Raw genomic sequence first — 20,793 nt, 5'->3', positions numbered from 1 at the left:
TGGGTGAAGATGGTAATACTGCCAGCAGCGTAACGGCTCGCGATGCCATCGGGTTCTCCCTGAACTATTATATGGGCGATTATAAAAATATTGATGTCACCAAATTATCCTTTGCTGAAGCCGGGGCTTATTTGCAGGATTATAAACCGCAGTACGGTGGTAACATTAGCAACATGCATATGGGCATAAAAGGCCTGGGAACGATGTTGTATAATTATGGACATGATCAGTTAAACCGCCTGGTAAGTATGAATGCCTTCAACGCCTTTGACAGTCTCACTAATCAATGGAGCAGCGCTAAACCGCCAGTTGCGGCAGGCAAGTATGGCGAAAGTATCACCTATGATGGCAATGGCAATATTCAATCTTATAATCGCGATGGCGATAAAGCAGGTGCCAATGTAGCTATGGACAGATTACACTACAGTTATATAGCCGGAACAAACAAACTGGATCATATAGTCGATGATGTGACCGATAATTCCAGGTACGCTACTGACCTTGAAAGCCAACCGGTGGGTAATTATGATTATGATGCAATAGGTAATATGATAAAAGACACAAGTGAAAAAATAAGTAAAATAGTTTGGACGGTATATGGAAAGATCAAGCGGATTGAGAAAACCGATGGCGTAAATATAGATTACACTTATGATGTGTCTGGCGGCAGGATCAGTAAAACGCTTAGCGGAAGCGGTGTGACCGGTGGACCTGTTACTACCTGGTATGTAAGGGATGCTCAGGGCAATACGCTCTCCACCTATACAATAAAAGCATCAACGATAACGGTTGACGAACAAGCAGTTTATGGAAGCAAAAGGCTGGGGATAAGAAATCGTAATTTAGTACTCAATGGTACATTAAGTATTTCTTCCGGTACCATACCTAATATTGGTATAGTGTATGACGACCAAATGATGCGTGGCAAAATCCAGTATGAGTTGAGTAATCACTTGGGCAATGTACTGGCAACAATTAGTGATCGAAAAATTGGTGTATCTTCGCCTTCAAACAATACTTTGATTGATCATTACGAAGCGGATATAGTTAGTGCGCAGGACTATTATCCGTTCGGAATGGTGGAGCCGGGAAGAAATTTTAATGTAGGTGGATATAGATATGGGTTTAATGGTAAGGAGAATGATAATGATGTGAAGGGAGAGGGAAATCAGCAGGATTATGGGATGAGGATTTATGATCCCAGAGTAGGTAGGTTTTTGAGTTTAGATCCATTAATTCAAAGTTTTCCCGAATTAACTCCTTATCAATTTTCATCAAATATGCCAATAGAAGCAGCTGATTTGGATGGTGCAGAAGCAGAAGTTAGAACAATATATCATAGCCAATTTACAGGAAAACCATTTTTTGAAGTAAAATCAGTAGACAATAACCCTTTTTCTAATCCATTTGGCTCAAAATCTTATGGCAAATCCAGTGGTCATTGGGAAGTGCATAAATACGCCACTATCCAAAATGGATTAGTGACATACCAATCAAACATATTAACAACAAAGTTTGTATCAAATGATAAAAAAGATGTAAGTATGGTTTGGGGGAAGAAGGTGGATATAGATTTTCGAATAAAAGTGGCTGAAGTAGCTAAAAATTTAAAATTGGATGTTAACTATTTGATGTCGATAATGGCATTTGAAACTGGCGGTTCATTTAGCCCTTCGCAAAAAAATGGAGCCGGATCTACAGCAACAGGTCTGATCCAATTTATGAAGAAAACTGCTCTGGATATGGGTACAACCACTGATGCTTTGGCAAAGATGACTGCGGTTCAACAATTAGATTATGTTCAAAAGTATTTTAAAAATTATACTGGAAAACTTACTTCATTAGAAGATGCTTATATGGTTGTTCTTTGGCCCGCAGCCGCTACAAAAGATAATGATTACGTGTTATTCAATAAGTATGAAACTGATAAGAATGGAGTGAAGACTGAAACATTAAACTATAAACAAAATGCAGGATTAGATACAAACGGTGATGAGCAAATAACCAAAGAAGAAGTAAGTGCCGTTATTAAAGCTAAATTTGAGGCTGGGAAAAAACAACAAAATGAAGTTAAAGAATAAATAATAAGATATGATCAGAATTTATTTTCTTTTGTTTACCTGTTTTGCATGGTTGTCCTGCTCTAGTAGTCAGGAAAAATCAAACACTAAGGAGGGTTCTGGATTTGGTGATACGAATAGTAACGGAATTAAGGATAGTACAACCAGTATCAGCAGTTTGAATAATAGTGTTAACGCTCAATGGAAAAAGGACACATTAAGTTCACAAGAAAAAGGAATACTTAATTATTTTGCTAGTGAGAATGAATTTATTATAATTTCAAATCAGGTTGAAAGGCTATTCATTACTGGAAATGAACAACCTATAATGAGTCGGCTTTCCTTTTCCGAAAAACAATTAACAGAAAAAGGCTATATCTCATATGAACTAAAAACTTACGGAAAGTTCACTGATGTTAGCATCTATTATTCTTATAATATGGGACAGGCATCAAACGGTTTTGGGAGTATTATAGGAACTGATACTTCTAATTATGTTCATTCGTTTCAAAGCTGCGGAGTCACAAGATGTATTACAAGAGTTTTTCAAAATGGAAAGATGATTCTGGACAAATAAAATGATCATCAGTTTAGATTACATTTGTCATCTGATTGCTTTTAATTTTGATTTCCTCAAATTAGTATTATTTCAAGGTATATTGTTAAGGCCGCAGAAACTGCGGCCTTACCTTTTTATCTTAGTCACCCTGTGCTGATAAAAACATTCATGACCATTCACCGTATTTCAGTTTTATTTATAGTTGGAAAATGATTGCCTTCTTCCTTTGCTGAATAGGGACTCAAATTACGCAGATACGAAATTCTTTTGGGTAAAACAATAATAATACATTTTTTCATAGGCCGCAGCTACAATGGATATTCGCCATTTTATAACTTGGCTAATCTTAAAGGTCCCGATTGAAGAAGCCCGTATTGGGATATTGGGGTACATGGAAATGTATTATATCACCACGTGTCTACCATCCCCCCTCAATTATCAAAGCCCTGCTTCTATAAAATCGCTATTTTTACCCCCCAAACAGCAATTACAATGAAACAAACCCTGTTCCTGCTCGCTACCATACTGGTTTTATTTGGTTGTAATTCCCATTCTAACAGCAATTCAAACGCAGGTTTACAAATTGCCGATAATTACGGAAACCTGCCCCAACAAACCGGCACTTTGCTGAACCGGATCGGGCAGGCTTCTTTTAAATACACCAGCAGCGATCTGTTTAAAACAGGAAAAGTTTCAAAACCCCAACTGATTTTCTCCGCTGATACATTAGTACATTATAATGGCAAAAAATACCAGGTTAAATTAAACTACTTCGATGTTCGGAAAAAGATCTTTGGAGTTGGCTCCCTCACTACCGGCGGCACTACGGTCTTATTATTCACTAAGGAGAAACAGTTTCATTACTTTGAAGTAAAAGGAGTGGGGTCCTTTGAATTCAGGGGTACCAAAGAAGACAAAAACTATTTTAAACTCTCGTTGAAAGATGCTGCGATCAATTTTTCGCTTGATCTCAATTCTCCCGAGGTTCGGTTAACTGAATATACTGTTGAATCTGAATGAGTATTCATATTTATAAAAATAAGTCAGCAACTGATCTATTATTTACTATAACAGACGAGTTATATAGTTCGCTGGCTGTACCCATTGAAATACTTAAAAAAAAGACGGGCATTTTCATCGACGAATATGGCAATACTCGTTTAACCCATCAGCATGCCTTACTGCTAATACAACTCATAAAAAACGAAATCACAAAGCCCGGCAAAAGCGTACTGGATTTTATTGACTTTCTTGAAAAAACCGTAAATGACAAAACAGACCTGCAGTTGATAGGAGATTGAGGTAATTTGTTTTGACTACAAAAAAAGAGGAGCCACGGCAAGACAATACCACTGTTAAACCAACCAACAATATTCGGGGCAACTAACAAAAATTAATATCTTATGCAAAATAGTATAGTAACAAGTGTTTTATTGTTTATTGTATTGTCTTGTAATAACAGCAATAATAATCCTCCGGCTGATGCTGGTACAGCGACAGATACTACTCTAAAACATGATACTGCAAAACATGCCGAACAAGTAACAGCAAATCCTGGTTCAGACTCAAATAGCATAAAAAAGTCCTTTCCAGAAAGTAAAGACATTTTCATGGTTGAGGAAAAAATGAAGAATAAAGCAGTACTGAACGATGTGGATTATGCTATCATTGGAAAATTTTTAACACAAAATAAGGATGAGTCTCTTTGGGAAGGAGTTGGCATGACTTTGTATGAATATTTACCAGGAAATAGATCAGCAAATGAGGGGATTGATGCTTACTTAAATAAAAAAGGTAATACCTACAAGGAAAAAGTGCTTGGAAAATTAATTGAAACTATGTGCATTGATCTTGGTGAGGATAAATATACATACGATAAATTGATAAGCGATTTTCCTTTATTTAAAGGAAGCAATGCAGCGCAAAAGGCACTCAATACATGTATAGCTAATCACCTGGATTAATACCATGGACCTCTAATCTTTGCATGTGAGCCTTGTAAGTCGAAAGATTTACAAGGTTTTTTTATTATTTTTTTACATAGGAGTTCTGCCAGGCAACCTGCCCCAACAAACCGGCACCTTGCTGCCCGGCCAAATAGGATTTACGGCTGACAGGGCATTCGAGCCTTCCGCTGCACGGTTATTGGTCAAAACTGCACACTTATTGGTAAAACTGCACGAATATTAATTTGGGCTATATGGGGCCCAAATTAGCCGTTACTTTGTGCACGCATGAGATCGATATTCCTGTTAAGCATTGCTATTTTACTATTTCTTTTATCATTTTCAAGGTTTCAACCTGGAAGCGGGTTGAAAATACTGGATGCCGAAACTATCATCCAGATAAACAGGGAGCTCCAGGTCAGGAAAATACTATGGGCAATAATGATCCTGCTGCAAGTTATTTTATTATATAAACTGTTTAAATTTATACCGCGCTCAACCGGCATAGTCAAACCAACCTTATTGGTTTTTACAGGCATAGTATGCTGCCTCTTGATAGTATCAACATTCATTTTATTTATAGGCATGACTTCATTTTATATGTAAGTACTATGAAACAAAGAAAACATTTCGCCATTGCCGGGAAACGAATGCTCTTACTGACTGGCAGCCTGGTATTTTTATTTGGCTGTAATTCCCATTCCAACTTCAATTCGAACACAGGTTTAAATATTGCAGGCAGCAGCTACGATCAGCCTCACCAAACCGGCACCTTGCTGAACCGGGTTGAGCAGGCCTCATTTAAATATACAAGCAGCGATCTGTTTAAAACAGGAAAAATATCAACACCCCGGCTTGTATTTTCGGCAGATACATTGGTGCATTACAATGGCAGAAAATACCAGGTAAAACTAAACTACTTCGATGTACAAAAAACGATCTTTGGCGTTGGCTCCCTGACTACCGGCAGCACTACGGTCTTATTATTTACAAAAGAAAAGCAGTTTCATTATTTTGAAGTAAAGGGAGTTGGTGCCTTTGAATTCAGGGGTACAAAAGAAGACCAAAGTTATTTTAAGCTGTCTTTGCAAGATTCCTCGATCAATTTTTCGCTGAACCTGAATTCACCGGAGGTTCGGTTGACTGAATACATGGTAGATGCGGAATAATCAGGAAAACTGATCATCCTCCGGAATTTATACCCTTGTAAAACAAAACAAGCCCAAATGAAAATTAGAGGAAATTGTATCGCCAGAGGAGCACTTACCATCATAATATTATGCACATCGATAATAGGCTTTAGCCAGAATTATGCAGTTAAGACCGGCAATTATGAAGAAACGATCGACCTATCGTTTGACAATAAAAGCGGTATTATCTCAGGAATAATTGCCAGATCAAATGACGACAATGGCCCTCGTATTTCCTGTTCATTAATATTTAAAAGCGTTGAACATCCCCCCAAAATAGCTGGGTTTGATAGATACGCTATTGATTTTCGCAACGAAGGTGATAGCGCAATTGCAGGGCATGGTTATATTGAAATAAAAAACGATGGCGTAATTGTAAAATGCTTTGGCATTTTTTCAAATTGCCAGAATTTTTTGGACCTGGCTGGAGAAACAGGGGAATCCTTTACACTTACAACCCCTAAACCATTCATTTCAGCCAATATTATTAGCAGTACCAAAGCATATGTTTATAAAACAACAACTGATACGGCAAAAACCAAAATGTATCTGATCAAAAATAATTTTATCAGCATACTAACAGTAAATGACAGCTAGGTGTCATTTGAATACATGAACCCAGCGGGAAAAAGAGTAAAAGGATGGCTTAAAAAAGAAGATGTAGCATTATAAAAAACCTTACGGCGCTTCACCCCATAATATCATGAACACAGTCCTGTTAAAATTTATATTCCTCGACGAGGAACAATTAGCCCCCGATCATGACCTCGTAGATGCATTACTGAGCAGCTTCCGCCAGGATGGTCAACTGAGCACAGAAATTAAAAGACTAAAGTATGAATGAAAAAAGATATGATCAATTTTTCATGTCTTGTATGGTTGTTTTTACTATTCTAATGCTTTGTGCTCGAATAATTAAACACCGCCAGTTATTTTTAAACCATTACATTCCTTTTGGCATTTATTTATTGGGAACAGTTGTAGGAATGGTAGCATTGTATTGGGTACGCAGAAAACTGTTTAAAATTCGTGAAACAGTTAAAATCTATATGACAGATTTTGTAATTATCGTAAAAAATATCTTTTTATCCGGAGTAGTTTTTGGTTCCTTGGCGTATTGGATATTTACTTTTTTCAATTACAAGGCAGCCGAAAAGGCAGCGGTGCAATTTCAAAAAATTGAGATTGATAAAATATCTATTAAGAGTTCTGGTACTCATAATTCTATATATTTCAAATTTATGGGAACCCAACAGGCAATAAATAACTTCGTCTCTACAGATATTATTCGACTCGCAGCTAAAAGCGAAAATTATGGAAACTATTTTCTTAATTTAAAATTTAGAAAAGGGTTATTAACCTCCTATGTTATTGACCATTGGTCGGTGGAAAGCATTCTCCATCGGTAAAAAGAGTAAAAGGATGACTTAAAAAAGAAGATAAAACATTATAATAAAAAACCTTCCGCCTTATGGGGCAGAAGGTCAATCTCTTTGGTAACTTTCCAAAGGATCATTGGAGCTGGTCTTTCAGCATATTGGATTTGGATGTCGCTACAAATCGAGTCTCACTGGGTACGGTGTACGGATTATGCTTTATAACTTTCAAAGGATACGTTCAATTTTCAAGGGTCGGGTTCGGGTTCATCGCCTGTCCCGACTTTAGTCGGGAGGTACGGTGTACGGATTTTTGGATTACATTTTCAAAAGGATACGATCAGTTTCAAAGGATACGATCAATTTTCAAAGGTCAGGTTTGGGTTTCATCGCCTGTCCCGACTTTAGTCGGGAGGTACGGATCGGTTCAAATTACTTTAGGACTTACTGGTGTACGGTTTAGGTTTTGGTTTCATTTGCATTGGATTGTTATAACGATGTAAAAATACACCCTTCAACTACCGCTTTCCAAGTTTTGAGAACAGGGCTTCTACATATTGATGATTAATGGCCGAAATTGGTAAACACATTTACTTAGCCTTACAGGTTCCTTTAAAGTAACAGCCATTTGAATAGCAATCGTGCTACAGAAATACTTGCATAATAATCCTAAATGGAATATATTACCTGGATTTAAAAATCTGGTAATCCCAGTAACCGTTACATCGTGCACACACACAAAATGAAACAAGCAGCAACAATCATCTCCGTAATTTTAATTTTTATCAGTTGTTCTAATGTAGAAACGGATAAATCCAAATTCACAAAGAGCAATAACATTGAAGATTTTGGCGCCTTTTTTTGAAAAATTTTCTTAGATTCAGTCTTTCAAAAAATAGGATCAAATTCCCGATTTTTGTCGAGACATATGATATAGAAGCTAACGGCAATACCACATCAACAATTAATGCAGACAAATAGGAGCAGGGAAATAAATGGATAATGGTAAAGATCCAAAGTACATAACCGAAAAAGGGACCGCTATAAGGCTTATGAGAGGAACTATCTTTCTTATTTGGGCAACAATGTTATCATGCAATGATGATAATTGCAATGAAAGCAGTCAGGCGTCTGGCGTTATAACTATTCTGCTGGAACAAGGGTTTGTAACCGATTCGATTGCCATAAGTTATAATGATAGAATCTTTTTTAGTTCACGGATCACTACAAGTCCCAGCAGCGGAGTTGCCAGTGATTTTATGGGACTCAATTATGATTTATCCAGGAATGATCAATTAGCTATTTACTTCAACGGTAAAACCAGATCTTACTCATTAAAAGAATATTCGTGCAGGAAAAGTCTTATTATAAAAAAGCAGGGAAATCATATCCAATTGAGTGGAACAAATAAAACTTTAGACTATCAATAATTTGTATGCATTGCAGGCCTGACTTTGCCAAATAAAACAAGCCCTGCGCAAAAACAGGGCTTGTTGATAGAAGCATCGTTTGATTTCAGCCTGTACACAAATACCTTCGCTCAAGTTATGCTTCCCTGTGCGTGCCGACTTATTGATATTCTGTAACAATAACCTGCGTTCATATCCTGCAGCTAATATTTGCCCAACCACTACCAGCACCTACATGCACAAGGGTATATTAGCCAAACATGTTACTCAAACATATTCCACTTACTATAAAATTTTAAATAAAAGTATTAATCTACTATCAGAAGGCTTAACGTAAACGCTGGTTGGGGGAGTTGGCTACTGGTATATCACTAACCAGGAACCGAAGGTAAGGATTCCGCTTCGAATATAACAAAAAAATAATTTCAAAAAATAAAAAAACCTCCCGCCTTATGGGGCGGGAGGTCAATGTCTTTGGATGGTTTCCAAAAGGATCATTGATTACGGTCTTTCAACATATTGGATATTCGCTACAAAAATCAGTGGCCTGGAATACGGTGTACGGATTACGTGTTTTGTTCTTCAAAAGAGTTTGGATCTGCTTCTACGGTCAGGATTCGGTTCAGGGTTTCGGATAGTGGTTCGTTCATGGATAAATGGATTCGGTTTTTCATTTCAAAGAGTCTTGGATCGGTTTCATAACTTGTCCCGACTTTAGTCGGGAGGGTCTGGTTCGGGTCTTTCTTTTGGATCATTGGATTTCGCTACTTATCAGGTTCTGAGTACGGATTTCGCTACTTTATCAGGCCTCCCGTTCGGGTTCAGGGTTCAGGGTTTAACGTTTGCTACAAATCAGGTCTTCAAAAAGGGTACGGATCAAATTGAATTATTTATGGTCTACTGATGCCGGTCTAAGTTCAGGGTTCAGAGCTTGTCCCGACAAAGTCGGGAGTTCAGGATTCGGTCGGGTTTCATTTGCGTTCAATTGTTATAACGATGTAAAAATACACCCCCAAACTACCGCTTTGCAAATTTTGAACACACTGCCTCAATAGATTGATAATTAATGCCAGATACCGCTAAATAAATATACTTAGCACTATAGGTAAGGGGAGTGGTTGGGCTAGGTGTAATAAACGTCATTTTGACTCGCACAAAAGGCCGCATCCCTGAAAAAAATGAGGCGCAGCCCGTCTTCCAGGGAAGAAAAGCTGCGCCACGCCTTTTATGCGTTATAATAACCTTTTTAGAATTTGAACGCTACGCTTGCGCCAAAATTCCGGAGCTTTTGTGGTATTATACTGCTGTAACCTATCCAGTATTTCTGATTGGTAAGGTTGTCCATTTTTACCGATATCCTGAACTTCGGCTGATCGTAAAATATAGAAGCATTCAGCACAGTATATTCCGGCAAAATAAAGGTACCCACGCTTTTGCTATTGATGATCTTGTTATCACTGGCATAATTTCCGCCAAATCCTGCGCCCAAACCTTTTAATGCCGGGCATTGCAGGCGGTAGCTGATCCACCAGTTGGCTACCCAGGGCGAACCAGACTCTCCAGGCCGCATTCCATCCAGGGTTGAATCGGCCACTTTGGTATATTTTGAATCATTGTACGCCACACCGGCCAACAGGCTCAACCCTTCAAATGGGCTTGCAACAACCTCAGCATCAACACCTTTACTAACCTGGGTTCCATCCTGAACGGTAAATAAATTGGGGCCTGCTCCCGCTCTGATCACATTGGTTACCTTAATGTTGTAAACACTTACCGAGGTGCTCAATTTACCATCCAGTACATCCAGTTTCACCCCGCCTTCCACCTGGTTAGCCTGTTCGGGCTTGAAATCGTTTGATTTAATATTCGGGTCCCTGTTCGGGTCTGAACTGCCGTATTTATTCGTAAACGAGTTCTGGTAGTTGGCAAACAACGAGATCTTATCCTTTATTGGCTGAAAAACGATCCCGAATTTGGGCGACAGGAACGTTTGATTATAAGGGATGGCATTTACATAAGTACCGGTGATATTATCTGCCGGTCCGTCGTTATCAAAATGATCGAGGCGCAAAGCCGCCTGCACCATCAGGTTATCTGTTACATTGAATACGTCAGAGATGTAAGCGCTATAGGTTTTGGCAATATAATTTACCGGGTAAACAAATGAAACCCCTTTATCCTGGTAAACTTTATCCATGTTTGTGCGGTTAAAATTGCGGTAGGTGTCAATATTGCCTAACGCATAGATGGTATCGTAAGTATTACCAGAGAAGAACTGGTCAGAAAAATGCTGGGTAAAATCCAGTCCGGCAACAACCCGGTTCCTGAAACTACCGAGGTTGAAGTTGCCAATAAAGTTCTGTTGCAATTCAATCACCTGATCTTTACTGTTATTGGTATACTGGTCGTTCCGGGAAATATAACCGTTGCCAACTTCATTAGTGCCTTTCGCTGCACCGGTTGAAAGCAGGTAGAAATAAGGGGAAGGGCCATCAGAAAAACTGTTGGTTACTGAAAATGAGGTCTGTGACCGCCAGTTATTTGAAATGGTATAATTCATTTGTCCAAAGAAATTCACATTCCTGGCTGTCTGGTACAGATCATCGCTTGCATAGGAACGTTTATAATCTATATTCAGTTGATCGGCCCGGTTCGCCCCCAGTGCAGCAATGGTTTGGCCCCAGGGGAAGAAGTATACATTCAGTCCGGTATTTTGTCCGCTGAAGAACTCTGCATCGATCAGGAAATTCAGTTTATCGTTTATTTTGTAAGAAAGGCTGGGCGCCAGAACAAATCCTTTGTTCCAGCCATTATCCATAAAACTGCCTTCAGATCTGTAGGCCGCATTCACCCGCAGCAATACATTTTTGGCAGAATCGAGCGGGGTATTGAGATCTACACCAAACCGGTTATATTCAAAACTTCCGGTCGAATAATTGATCTCACCACCGAAATGATCATACGGTTTTTTGGTAACCCGGTTTATCAAACCGCCATAGGAAGTAAGCACATTGCCAAATAAAGTGGCCGAAGGGCCTTTAAGCACTTCTAATTTTTCGAGGTTCGCAGCATCTGTTAAGCCTGAAACATTACCGGCAATACCATTGCGCAGGGTGCTTTGCACAATAAAACCGCGCATATTGTAATAGCTGCCGCCATCGCCGCTACGGCCGGTGGCATCCCACATTTTTTGTACGCCGGGTGCATTACGCAGGGCATCATCAACCGAGAAGATCAATTGTTCGGAAAGCAGGTTTTTGGAAATGCTTGAATATACCTGGGGATTTTCAATATTCCGCAACGGCATCTTCGATGCATAATCGCTGCTGCTAACGCCATATCTGTTGCGGTTATTGGTGACCACCACTTCGGTCAACTCCTTCGAAGATAATTTTAATTGAATGGAAACGGCGGTTATTGAATTACCATCTACCTGCACGGGCTGTACAATGGTTTCATAGCCTACCTGTGAAATCTCCAATTCATAATGACCACTCTTTACGTGATGAATGGAAAACGTACCATTCTCTTCGGTAACGGCAGCTTTTTTTGTGCCTTTCAGGATCACGGTAACAGAAGCGGCAGGTTTGCCATCAGCTGTTGTAACGCGTCCTTTAATGGTACCAAAGACATCATCGGGATCATTGGCTAATACGGGGAACAGGGCAATAAGCAATAATGCTAAAATAATCGGTATCCTTTTCATCGGGAACTTGTTTTCAAAATGTTGTACCTGTATGCAGGTTGGTTATGCGCCACTAAGGAGGCTCATTAATTGTTGCGATTGCAATTCGGTTTCAGCCGTATCAAGCATTTGATGCAGTTGCTGCAGTTCCCGCAAACTTAACAGAATGCGTACACCTTCGCAGGGAACCGGAATAGCAAGCGTTTTTTTATTGATGGCAGCGTCGTCGATGGGTGTTTCGTTCAACATCCGCGTTATGAATTCATAGAAATCATAAAAGTCGGGGCGGTTCCAGGTAAGCAAAATATTACCAAAAGCCACCTGAATTGAATCACACGCATGGCACAGGATCACATAACCGCATTCATCGTTATAAAATAAGGTTTGGTAAGAACACATAAGGCATTAATGATTTTAATAATTAGTGTGCCCGTAAAGGGAAAGCAAAAGTAGGCGGGTGTGAACCGCAGGGCTTTCAAAAAAGGAAAAACGATTTACGCGATCAGAAAAAGTTTATCAGTTCCTGGTTTTTAGTTCTAAGTTTTCCTATTCGTGAAGTCACCATATTTTTGGAGTCGTTGAAATTCGAAGCGGGAAGTATAATAATAAAAAAGGGTCTAAGGCAATCACCTTAAACCCGTTATTTTATCTATGAATTGCAAGCTGCGAACAGCGAACTATTAACGGTGAAACACACACTTAAACAGTAGCTGCAGCAGCGGGAACTTTATAAAGACCAGGCTCAGGCCCAAAAGAGCGAACCAGCCGGTTCCAGGAGTTGATCTGAATGATGACCATGGTTAAATTGGCGATCTCTTCCTGGGTGAAGTGTTTTTTCAATTCATCGTGAATGGAATCACTGTTCTCTTCAGCCGGCATATGGGTCAATGTTTCAGCAAAAGCCAGCGCGGCCCGTTCCTGGGGCGTATAATAAGATGTTTCGCGCCATGCCGATACAGATATTATTCGCAGCGGCGTTTCACCTGCATGGATAGCCTCTTTATAATGCATATCGAGGCAATATGCACAGCTGTTGATCTGTGATACGCGTAAACGCACTAATTTCATTAATTTGTAATCGAGCCCGCATTGATCAACGTAATTTTGTCCAACCCTTAACGCATTGTAAACGCCCGAAGCTTCTTTAAACGAAATTCTTTCCATGATTAATATGTTTTGTAGAGTGATGACAAAGAGGGGAACCGGCGCGTGACAGGATTGGGATATTTTTTTACCTAAGATTTTAAATTTAGGCATTTCTGCTCTTAGGTTTCAGATGTAGGAAATAGGAGGTAAGAAGAGTCTATTTATTGAAGCTAATAATCGCTATTTATTACGAGGCCCGAATTTCGGGTTCTTCCTACTTCTTACCTCATACTTCTTATTTCCTGCTTCTGAAACCCAAACCCGCCATCTTATCGGGGTTACGCATGATATACACCCGGTTGATCAGTTCATTCCGCCATTCAAATATGAGGCAGGTCACTAATTGATCTTCGTGATAGTAGAACAGGGCAGGGTGGTGATTTACCAGGCCTTTTTTAAAGCTTGCCTGTTGGTAGAATTTATTATAAACGCCAGCAAGGAACTGTGAAGCACTTTCTATACCTACCAATGGGTTCAGGGCAGCCGCCACTTTACCGCCACCGTCCGAAACAACAACGATATCGTTGGTGAGTAGTTGCTCCAGTTTTTTTATATCCCCGCTGCGGATGGTATCAATGTATTTATCGAGGTAATCGGTGGGTGTTTTAACCGCTTCATGAACAGATCCGTTTTGAAGTGCCGTACGGGCACGGCTGAGAATTTTTCTGGAATTTTCGGCACTAATGTCAAGCACTTCGGCAATTTCATCATGCTCGTAAGAGAAAGCTTCTTTCAGAATAAAGACAGCGCGCTGTTTGGCGTCGAGTTTTTCAAGCAGCACCATAAGGGAGTAGGAGAGAATGTCTTTCTGATGCAGGTCGCCATCGGCCGATTCGGTAGCCACGGGTTCGGGCAGCCAGTTACCGGGATAGCCCGATTGCATTTTTTGCAACCTGTTCCGTGCATTGATGGCCCGGTTTATCACCGACCGTGTGAGGTAAGCTTTTTCATTCTGGATCTCGGTACCGGCGGTGCGGTTGATCATTTCAAGCATTACATCCTGAACAATATCTTTGGCATCCTCATAGGAGCCAAGGATGTTGTAAGCATACGAAGTAAGAATTGGCCGCAGGGAATCCATACGCAAAGGTAATGAAGGAATGTATTTTATGTAAACACGAATGAGTTAAGGCAATTAAGACTATCGATAAACATTATTATTAGTTAAATGGTTTAGCCAATTGAATGGTTAAACGAATAATTCGTGCTATTGGCATTTTGCCCCTGGCAATAAGTAAAGTAAGATGATAATTAGCGGTTTACGACTATATTTATTAATTACGCATCAGGCTTAATTGCGAAAGAAGGATTTGAGTGAATTAAACGCTTTGTTTTTACATTTTAGAGGGCACTTTAAGAAAATAACCATGTCATTTGGCCAAAACAGCGCTTAGTTGCTATTTTATTTCACCTGATAAGGTATTTCAGCCTATCCTTTTACAATCTTGACACTATTTATAAGCAAAAGTGGTGGCTATGTTGATTATTTGCCGTGGCAAATTTTAAAACAAGACCTTATTTCGACTATAAATCAACCATAAAGAGCATATGTTTACCATTTCCCTTAGGGAATTGCAAATTCCCTGAAGCTTTTCCCATTTCCCGGAATCTTTTTCTTTTTCCCGGTGGATTCTGAGAATTCCTGAAAGAAAATCAGAAATACCGACGGATTTTAGGATTTCCCGAAAGCTTTTCAAAATTGCCAACGGATTTTATGATTTCCCGAAAGCTTTTCGGCTTTCCCGAAAAATTTTCGGATTTCCCGAATTCTTTTACAATTTTCCCGAAGTTTTTGTGATTTCCTGAAAGAATTTGCTATTTCCCGTAGGATATATTGATTTCCTTAAAAAATAGTCGAAAACAAGCTATAAAGCCAGGCATTTATAACGCACAGACAAAACATGCTGATAACTAATTTATTACAAACCAAATCTTAAAAATTAACTATGAGTAAAACACCTGATTTTCCCGCAAATTGATCAAATGCCTGTTCAAATGCGTGCTTTTTTAATAGATTATTGCTATTTTCATTAAGCAAGCCAATGATATCCTATACATTGGTCACTCATACCAGGTTAAGCCACTCTTAGTAACAACAATTTTTTACCGGGATTACCGCGCACGTAATGTATCAGGAATGGTTACGGAATGCACCTATTGCATTTTAACAATCATTCATTAATGAAATATTATGAAACGGCGACTTGCTTTAAATTTTAAAGGAGTGAAGGACTCTGACCTTTATATGGAGGCATTTACAGTTTGGCAACAAATGTCGGGCAATGAAAATTTCCCTGATCCGGGTATGATGATCATAGATTTATGGGAAACTGGCAAGCATTTTCAAAAAACAATGACAGAGGCAGGATTAGGGGATAGGGAAAAAATTGCTATTAAAAACAATGTGCGGGCCCTACTCATTAAAAAGTTGAAACAGGTAGGCGCATTTGTTGAAACCGAGGCAAATGGTAACGAATACCTGCTCCTGACCAGTGGATTTTCTTTAATAAGACCACAAGATGAAATTACGCTAAAACCTCCTAAAGATTTCAAGATCCTGCCAGGTTCCAGTCCCGGCGAAATTATAATGAAAGTTCGTGCAGTTAAAGGCGCCCGCTCATATCTGTACCAATGGACACCAGCACCGGTCACTCCCGAAAGCGTTTGGCAAAGTATAATTGACACACGCAGTAAAAAGGTTATATCAGGTCTCCCGCTGGGCGTAAATTACAGCTTTCGAATGGCTGTCATTGGCGCCCGCAACCAGATCGTTTACACGCAGGTGTTGAGCCGCTATGTTTCGTAATCGTTCTTATCAAACATAGTTAGCAATTAATGTCAAAACGTCACAATTCCTTTCCATTTTCTCTCTGTAATACCACCAAAATCAGTTACTTTTGCGGTTATTTAAAGGACAAAAGCGTTAATGAAGAATATCCGCAATTTTTGCATCATAGCCCACATTGACCACGGCAAAAGTACCCTGGCCGACAGACTGTTACAAGCAACCAATACCATCAGCGAACGCGAAATGATGGACCAGGTGCTTGACGATATGGACCTGGAACGGGAAAAAGGGATCACCATCAAGAGCCACGCCATTCAAATTAACTATAAACATACTGACGGTCAGGAGTATATCCTGAACCTGATCGATACGCCCGGTCACGTTGACTTCAGCTATGAAGTAAGCCGTGCCCTGGCCGCCTGCGAAGGCGCCCTGTTACTGGTTGATGCTACCCAGGGAATTCAGGCCCAAACCATCAGCAACCTGTACCTGGCCATCGACAACGACCTGGAGATCATCCCCGTTATCAATAAAATTGATATGGATGGCGCCATGATCGAAGAGGTAAAGGACCAGATCATTGAACTCATTGGCTGCAAACCGGAAGACATCCTGTTGGCAAGCGGCCGTACGGGTATTGGTGTGGATGGCATTCTGCAGGCGATCGTTGAACGCATTCCGGCACCCAAAGGAAATCCTCAAGAACCTCTGCAGGCCCTCATCTTCGACAGCGTATTCAATAGCTTCCGGGGTATCATTGTGTACTTCCGCGTACTGAATGGCACCATCCGCAAAGGCGATATCGTAAAATTTGTGTCTACCGACCAGGATTACGAGGCCGCCGAGGTGGGTATCCTCAAACTGAAAATGACGGAGAAGAAGGAAGTAAGTGCAGGAGATGTAGGTTACCTTATTACCGGTATCAAGAATGCGAAAGAAGTAAAAGTGGGTGATACCATTACCCTCAAGAATAATCCAACCCAGGAAATGATCAAAGGTTTTCAGGAAGTGAAACCGATGGTATTTGCAGGAATTTTCCCGGTTAATACAGATGAGTTTGAGGAATTACGCGACTGTATGGACAAACTACAGCTAAATGACGCGTCCCTTACGTACGAACTGGAAACTTCCCAGGCCCTTGGCTTCGGTTTCCGGTGCGGCTTCCTCGGTATGCTGCATATGGAAATTATCCAGGAAAGGCTTGAGCGCGAATTCGATCAAACAGTGATCACAACTGTTCCCAACGTGAGCTTTATCGCCTACACTACCAAGGGCGAAAAGATCATCGTGAACAACCCTACACAGTTCCCTGATCCGGTTAAAACAGACAGGATAGAAGAACCATACATCAAGGCTCAGATCATTACCAAGCCCGAATATATCGGTAATATCATGACGCTTTGCCTCGGCAAACGCGGCATTTTGTTGAACCAAAGCTATTTGACCACCACCCGCGTGGAGCTGCAGTTTGAGATGCCCCTGACAGAGATCGTATTCGACTTCTACGATAAATTAAAGAGCCAGACCCGCGGCTACGCATCATTCGATTACCATCCTATCGGTTACCGCGAAAGCGATATCGTAAAGATGGATATTCTGCTGAACAGCGATAAGGTGGATGCCCTCAGCGCCCTGATACACCGTGCCCGCTCCCAGGATTTTGGCCGCAAGCTCTGCGAAAAATTGAAAGAACTGCTGCCCCGCCAGCAATTCCAGATCGCCATTCAGGCTGCCGTTGGCGCTAAAGTGCTGGCTCGCGAAACCATCAGCGCCATGCGTAAGGACGTTACCGCCAAATGTTATGGTGGCGACATCAGCCGTAAGCGTAAACTGTTGGAAAAACAGAAAGAGGGTAAAAAGCGTATGCGCCAGATAGGTAATGTGGAAGTTCCGCAGGAAGCGTTCCTGGCAGTTTTGAAACTCGATGATTAAACGTACTTAGAAATATCAGACAGCTCAAATTCTGAGCGGGCCTGACCTGAGCGGAGTCGAAGGATCGAAGGTGGGAGATTCCAGTACATAAATTACACATATGCGCACACCACTGCAAAAAGGCGAACAAATACTACTGGTTACCCATACCAGCTGGGTTAAATTAATTATGCCCGTATTGATTGCCCTCGCAGGCTGGGTCGCTGCTATTCTTATTGGCTTCCTGCAATGGGGGTGGACGGCCGCACTGGTGGGTTCCCTATATCTCCTGATAGCTTATTTTTCCTGGAAAGTGAACATCTGGGTAGTTACCAATTTCCGGGTTATCGATGAAGCCGGCTTACTCAATCATTTTGCAAAGGAAAGTCCGCTCGAAAAAATAAACAACGTATCGTACGATCAAACGATCTGGGGCCGCATCATGAATTACGGCCATGTTGAAATTCAAACCGCCGCAGAAATTGGCGCCACCGATTATTACAATGTACATGGTCCCAAACGCCTGAAAGATACCATCACCCTTGCCCAGGCCGAATACAAGAACATACAACTGGCCAACCAGGCGCAGCATATGGCTTCTGCCATGGGCATTCAGGCCGGAGAAGTAAAATACGCCTCAGCCGGCTCGGGCTCATCGGGCATTGCTTCTGAACTGGAGAAATTGCATCAGTTAAAGCAACAGGGAGTTATATCCGAAGAAGAATATATTAAAGCGAAGAATAAACTACTGGGTTAAGTTCAAAAGCCTGTTAACGAAACTTTACAATGCCGGTATTTGCAATTTTGCATACCGGTTTTTAGTTTAGCGGCATCGTTAACCAACCCATGCCATGAAAATTAACTCTATCTTATTTTTCCTGTTTGCAGCAACTTTTACTATCTGCGCATGTCATTAATGATCGGGAACAGTTAATTATAAAACGAAAAACCCCGACTTTATCGGGGTTTTCGTTTTATTGTTAATTATATTATCCTTTCTTCTTAGGAGGTGTACTTTTTTTAGGTTTGGTAGCAGTTTGCTCCGGTGGTGTTCCTGATTCCTTCTCCATATTCCGCCTCGACGCTTCCTCCAGCTGTTGCTCATTGGCATTACCGGCATCGTCGAAGATCTTTGATTCTGTCGGGAAATTTCCGTCCTTTAATTTAAGCTCAAAATCAAGTTGTGGTATATGCACCCACTGGCCATTCTGCCATTTGAACCCTTCAAAGTCACCGTCGGGGATATAAGTAGATTTTCTGTCAGGTTCATTGCTTTCTGAAATGAGGTGGTCAAAAACGATGATGTCTTTTTCAGGATCGTAATTGAAGAATGTTTTAGCTTCCTTTTTATATTCAATTTCAAAGCGCGATTGTACCGGTTTTTTAGTTGAATCGTCCTTGAACGAGATCATCTGGCCGCCAAATACCGGTTCTCCACGCTCGTTAAAATGCAATACATCCAGCCATTTCCGGTTACTGCTGATACTAAAATCATCAAAGCCCAGTAACGTGTAATATTTCTGTCCATTGAATTCCTTTTCTATAATGCGGTAATAAATGGCGCCTATCCAGTTGTTACGGGTGCGAACCGAATCAAGCGGTTTTGCGGTGAACATCGAATAATCGAACAAAGGGAACAGCTTTAACGAGCCATCGGGGGTATTCATTTGTATGGCGCCTTTTTGCAGGTACACATATTCATCTTTTTTCAACTGCCAGGTGAAAATGCGGAACGTGCTATCGGGTGCATATAATTTGGAAATATTCAACGAATCGAATGGATAATAAAACGCATTCTTTGTTTTCAATGCCCGCACAAAAATCCGGGTAAACACACTGTCACTACGGAAACGGTCAGCCGCCTGTTCACTGAACACCATATTGGTCGACAACCCTTTTAATGAATCTTCTTTCTTCTGCAATTCCTTTTTATCAGCAGGTAATATATGCTGTGCAAATGCCGGGGCAATACCTAAAAGGCCGATGATCAATAACCAGCTGGTTATACAAACTTTTATAAAGTAGCGATTCATAGTATTAATTCAAAAATCAAGACAACGGTTATAAGCATGAATCATGCCCTTATGCTTTCTTTAACATAAAGTTACAAAGATGCTTTCCGGGTTGCCCCAACAGGAACGTGAAAGGCTTGATAAAATTTTATACTGTTTGCAAAGCTTTTGCAAAATCGGGTAAAGTGTTAAATGCCAGGTCAATAGCAGGGTTGGGAAGCGCCTGCTCAGGTTGTGTTGTCTTTACAAATACGGTATGAATGCCCGCATTACGCCCAAATTCCATATCGCTCATATTGTTCCCTACTATCAATGACTTTTGCAGATCGATGTTGGGGTACTCCTTTTTAGCCAGCAGGATCATACCGGGGTTGGGTTTGCGGCAGGGGTCGTTGGCATCATTGGCAACACAATAATAAATGCCATCAATACGGCCACCGGCTTTTTCAATGTCGGTGATCATTTGGTCATGGATCAGCTTCAGATCGGCTTCCGTCATCAGTCCGCGCCCAACACCACGCTGGTTGGTTGTTATTATTACCAGTCCAAACAGATCAGACAGTGTTTTCATGGCTTCAATTACACCATCATAAAAAATAAACTCATCGTAATTATACACGTAATCCTGGTGCTTTTCATGGTTTATAACACCATCGCGATCGAGAAATAAAGTCCAGGTCTTGTCTATCTGTTTTATATCTAACATAATAA

General features: G+C 40.6%; 19 protein-coding genes. 13 read left to right on the top strand and 6 right to left on the bottom strand.

All coding sequences use genetic code 11. The annotated features are described in order from the left end of the window. From A3860_RS31485 to A3860_RS31430, 10 genes are all read left to right on the top strand, one after another. The coding region (locus tag A3860_RS31485) for an RHS repeat domain-containing protein (RefSeq protein WP_081154235.1) at positions 1-2,081 on the top strand (2,081 nt) is incomplete at its 5' end. A gap of 10 nt (positions 2,082-2,091) precedes the next feature. After that, on the top strand, positions 2,092-2,637 hold the full coding sequence (locus tag A3860_RS31480; RefSeq protein WP_081154232.1) for a hypothetical protein: 546 nt from the start codon (positions 2,092-2,094) through the stop codon (positions 2,635-2,637). 474 nt (positions 2,638-3,111) lie between these two features. Next, positions 3,112-3,639, top strand: a complete 528-nt coding sequence (locus A3860_RS31475) for a hypothetical protein (protein WP_081154230.1) — start codon at positions 3,112-3,114, stop codon at positions 3,637-3,639. Continuing rightward, entirely contained in the window at positions 3,636-3,920 is a 285-nt protein-coding gene (locus tag A3860_RS31470) for a hypothetical protein (RefSeq protein ID WP_081154228.1), read from the top strand. Before A3860_RS31475 ends, A3860_RS31470 begins: the two co-directional genes overlap by 4 nt. A gap of 102 nt (positions 3,921-4,022) precedes the next feature. Further along, positions 4,023-4,583, top strand: coding sequence for a hypothetical protein (locus tag A3860_RS31465; protein WP_081154225.1), 561 nt, complete (start codon positions 4,023-4,025; stop codon positions 4,581-4,583). Between the two features lie 593 nt (positions 4,584-5,176). Then, entirely contained in the window at positions 5,177-5,734 is a 558-nt protein-coding gene (locus tag A3860_RS31450; RefSeq protein ID WP_143774352.1) for a hypothetical protein, read from the top strand. Positions 5,735-5,791: 57 nt separating this feature from the next. Continuing rightward, entirely contained in the window at positions 5,792-6,352 is a 561-nt protein-coding gene (locus A3860_RS31445) for a hypothetical protein (RefSeq protein WP_081154215.1), read from the top strand. A 106-nt stretch (positions 6,353-6,458) separates the two neighbouring features. Next, a complete protein-coding gene (locus tag A3860_RS41330) occupies positions 6,459-6,599 on the top strand; it encodes a hypothetical protein (RefSeq protein ID WP_158085427.1) in 141 nt (46 codons plus the stop codon). Then, positions 6,592-7,164, top strand: coding sequence for a hypothetical protein (locus A3860_RS31440; protein ID WP_081154212.1), 573 nt, complete (start codon positions 6,592-6,594; stop codon positions 7,162-7,164). The genes A3860_RS41330 and A3860_RS31440 overlap by 8 nt, the downstream gene beginning before the upstream one ends. Positions 7,165-8,126: 962 nt before the next feature. Beyond that, a complete protein-coding gene (locus A3860_RS31430) occupies positions 8,127-8,561 on the top strand; it encodes a hypothetical protein (protein ID WP_081154207.1) in 435 nt (144 codons plus the stop codon). A gap of 1,225 nt (positions 8,562-9,786) precedes the next feature. Here the strand turns inward: A3860_RS31430 and A3860_RS31420 are convergent. The 4 genes from A3860_RS31420 to A3860_RS31405 all read right to left on the bottom strand — a co-directional run bounded on the left by A3860_RS31420 (position 9,787) and on the right by A3860_RS31405 (position 14,452). Continuing rightward, entirely contained in the window at positions 9,787-12,246 is a 2,460-nt protein-coding gene (locus tag A3860_RS31420) for a TonB-dependent receptor (protein WP_081154202.1), read from the bottom strand. A 42-nt stretch (positions 12,247-12,288) separates the two neighbouring features. Then, positions 12,289-12,624 carry a DUF6686 family protein gene (locus A3860_RS31415; RefSeq protein ID WP_081154200.1) on the bottom strand — a complete coding sequence of 112 codons (336 nt, stop codon included), beginning with the start codon at positions 12,622-12,624 and terminating at the stop codon, positions 12,289-12,291. 300 nt (positions 12,625-12,924) lie between these two features. Further along, positions 12,925-13,389, bottom strand: coding sequence for a carboxymuconolactone decarboxylase family protein (locus tag A3860_RS31410; protein ID WP_173820292.1), 465 nt, complete (start codon positions 13,387-13,389; stop codon positions 12,925-12,927). A 217-nt stretch (positions 13,390-13,606) separates the two neighbouring features. After that, positions 13,607-14,452: a sigma-70 family RNA polymerase sigma factor gene (locus tag A3860_RS31405; protein WP_081154197.1), complete on the bottom strand. Its 846-nt coding sequence runs from the start codon at positions 14,450-14,452 to the stop codon at positions 13,607-13,609. Positions 14,453-15,562: 1,110 nt separating this feature from the next. On the opposite strand from A3860_RS31405, the gene A3860_RS31400 reads away from it, so the two are divergent. From A3860_RS31400 to A3860_RS31390, 3 genes are all read left to right on the top strand, one after another. Then, entirely contained in the window at positions 15,563-16,177 is a 615-nt protein-coding gene (locus A3860_RS31400) for a hypothetical protein (protein ID WP_143774351.1), read from the top strand. Between the two features lie 120 nt (positions 16,178-16,297). Further along, positions 16,298-18,091: a translation elongation factor 4 gene (lepA, locus tag A3860_RS31395; protein ID WP_081154192.1), complete on the top strand. Its 1,794-nt coding sequence runs from the start codon at positions 16,298-16,300 to the stop codon at positions 18,089-18,091. A gap of 100 nt (positions 18,092-18,191) precedes the next feature. Then, a complete protein-coding gene (locus A3860_RS31390) occupies positions 18,192-18,827 on the top strand; it encodes a PH domain-containing protein (RefSeq protein WP_081154247.1) in 636 nt (211 codons plus the stop codon). 232 nt (positions 18,828-19,059) lie between these two features. Here the strand turns inward: A3860_RS31390 and A3860_RS31385 are convergent, their stop codons facing one another. Together A3860_RS31385 and A3860_RS31380 are read right to left on the bottom strand one after the other, a co-directional pair. Beyond that, on the bottom strand, positions 19,060-20,103 hold the full coding sequence (locus tag A3860_RS31385) for a hypothetical protein (protein ID WP_081154189.1): 1,044 nt from the start codon (positions 20,101-20,103) through the stop codon (positions 19,060-19,062). A gap of 127 nt (positions 20,104-20,230) precedes the next feature. Then, on the bottom strand, positions 20,231-20,788 hold the full coding sequence (locus tag A3860_RS31380; protein ID WP_081154186.1) for a D-glycero-alpha-D-manno-heptose-1,7-bisphosphate 7-phosphatase: 558 nt from the start codon (positions 20,786-20,788) through the stop codon (positions 20,231-20,233). Positions 20,789-20,793 lie beyond the last annotated feature (5 nt).

Origin of the sequence: Niastella vici (genome assembly GCF_002077945.1) — a bacterium.
Lineage (GTDB): Bacteria > Bacteroidota > Bacteroidia > Chitinophagales > Chitinophagaceae > Niastella > Niastella vici.
The sequence above is the reverse complement of the archived record's forward strand: the minus strand, read 5'-3'. Positions and strand labels throughout refer to the sequence as shown.

Excerpts from the sequence above, each read along its gene's own strand:
- A3860_RS31400 (WP_143774351.1), top strand. The coding sequence starts at position 15,563 with ATGAAACGGCGACTTGCTTTAAATTTTAAAGGAGTGAAGGACTCTGAC.
- A3860_RS31440 (WP_081154212.1), top strand. The coding sequence starts at position 6,592 with ATGAATGAAAAAAGATATGATCAATTTTTCATGTCTTGTATGGTTGTT.
- A3860_RS31465 (WP_081154225.1), top strand. The coding sequence starts at position 4,023 with ATGCAAAATAGTATAGTAACAAGTGTTTTATTGTTTATTGTATTGTCT.
- A3860_RS31420 (WP_081154202.1), bottom strand. The coding sequence starts at position 12,246 with ATGAAAAGGATACCGATTATTTTAGCATTATTGCTTATTGCCCTGTTC.
- A3860_RS31430 (WP_081154207.1), top strand. The coding sequence starts at position 8,127 with ATGGATAATGGTAAAGATCCAAAGTACATAACCGAAAAAGGGACCGCT.
- A3860_RS31450 (WP_143774352.1), top strand. The coding sequence starts at position 5,177 with ATGAAACAAAGAAAACATTTCGCCATTGCCGGGAAACGAATGCTCTTA.
- A3860_RS31410 (WP_173820292.1), bottom strand. The coding sequence starts at position 13,389 with ATGGAAAGAATTTCGTTTAAAGAAGCTTCGGGCGTTTACAATGCGTTA.
- A3860_RS31385 (WP_081154189.1), bottom strand. The coding sequence starts at position 20,103 with ATGAATCGCTACTTTATAAAAGTTTGTATAACCAGCTGGTTATTGATC.
- lepA (WP_081154192.1), top strand. The coding sequence starts at position 16,298 with ATGAAGAATATCCGCAATTTTTGCATCATAGCCCACATTGACCACGGC.
- A3860_RS41330 (WP_158085427.1), top strand. The coding sequence starts at position 6,459 with ATGAACACAGTCCTGTTAAAATTTATATTCCTCGACGAGGAACAATTA.
- A3860_RS31405 (WP_081154197.1), bottom strand. The coding sequence starts at position 14,452 with ATGGATTCCCTGCGGCCAATTCTTACTTCGTATGCTTACAACATCCTT.
- A3860_RS31415 (WP_081154200.1), bottom strand. The coding sequence starts at position 12,624 with ATGTGTTCTTACCAAACCTTATTTTATAACGATGAATGCGGTTATGTG.
- A3860_RS31480 (WP_081154232.1), top strand. The coding sequence starts at position 2,092 with ATGATCAGAATTTATTTTCTTTTGTTTACCTGTTTTGCATGGTTGTCC.
- A3860_RS31470 (WP_081154228.1), top strand. The coding sequence starts at position 3,636 with ATGAGTATTCATATTTATAAAAATAAGTCAGCAACTGATCTATTATTT.
- A3860_RS31475 (WP_081154230.1), top strand. The coding sequence starts at position 3,112 with ATGAAACAAACCCTGTTCCTGCTCGCTACCATACTGGTTTTATTTGGT.
- A3860_RS31380 (WP_081154186.1), bottom strand. The coding sequence starts at position 20,788 with ATGTTAGATATAAAACAGATAGACAAGACCTGGACTTTATTTCTCGAT.
- A3860_RS31445 (WP_081154215.1), top strand. The coding sequence starts at position 5,792 with ATGAAAATTAGAGGAAATTGTATCGCCAGAGGAGCACTTACCATCATA.
- A3860_RS31390 (WP_081154247.1), top strand. The coding sequence starts at position 18,192 with ATGCGCACACCACTGCAAAAAGGCGAACAAATACTACTGGTTACCCAT.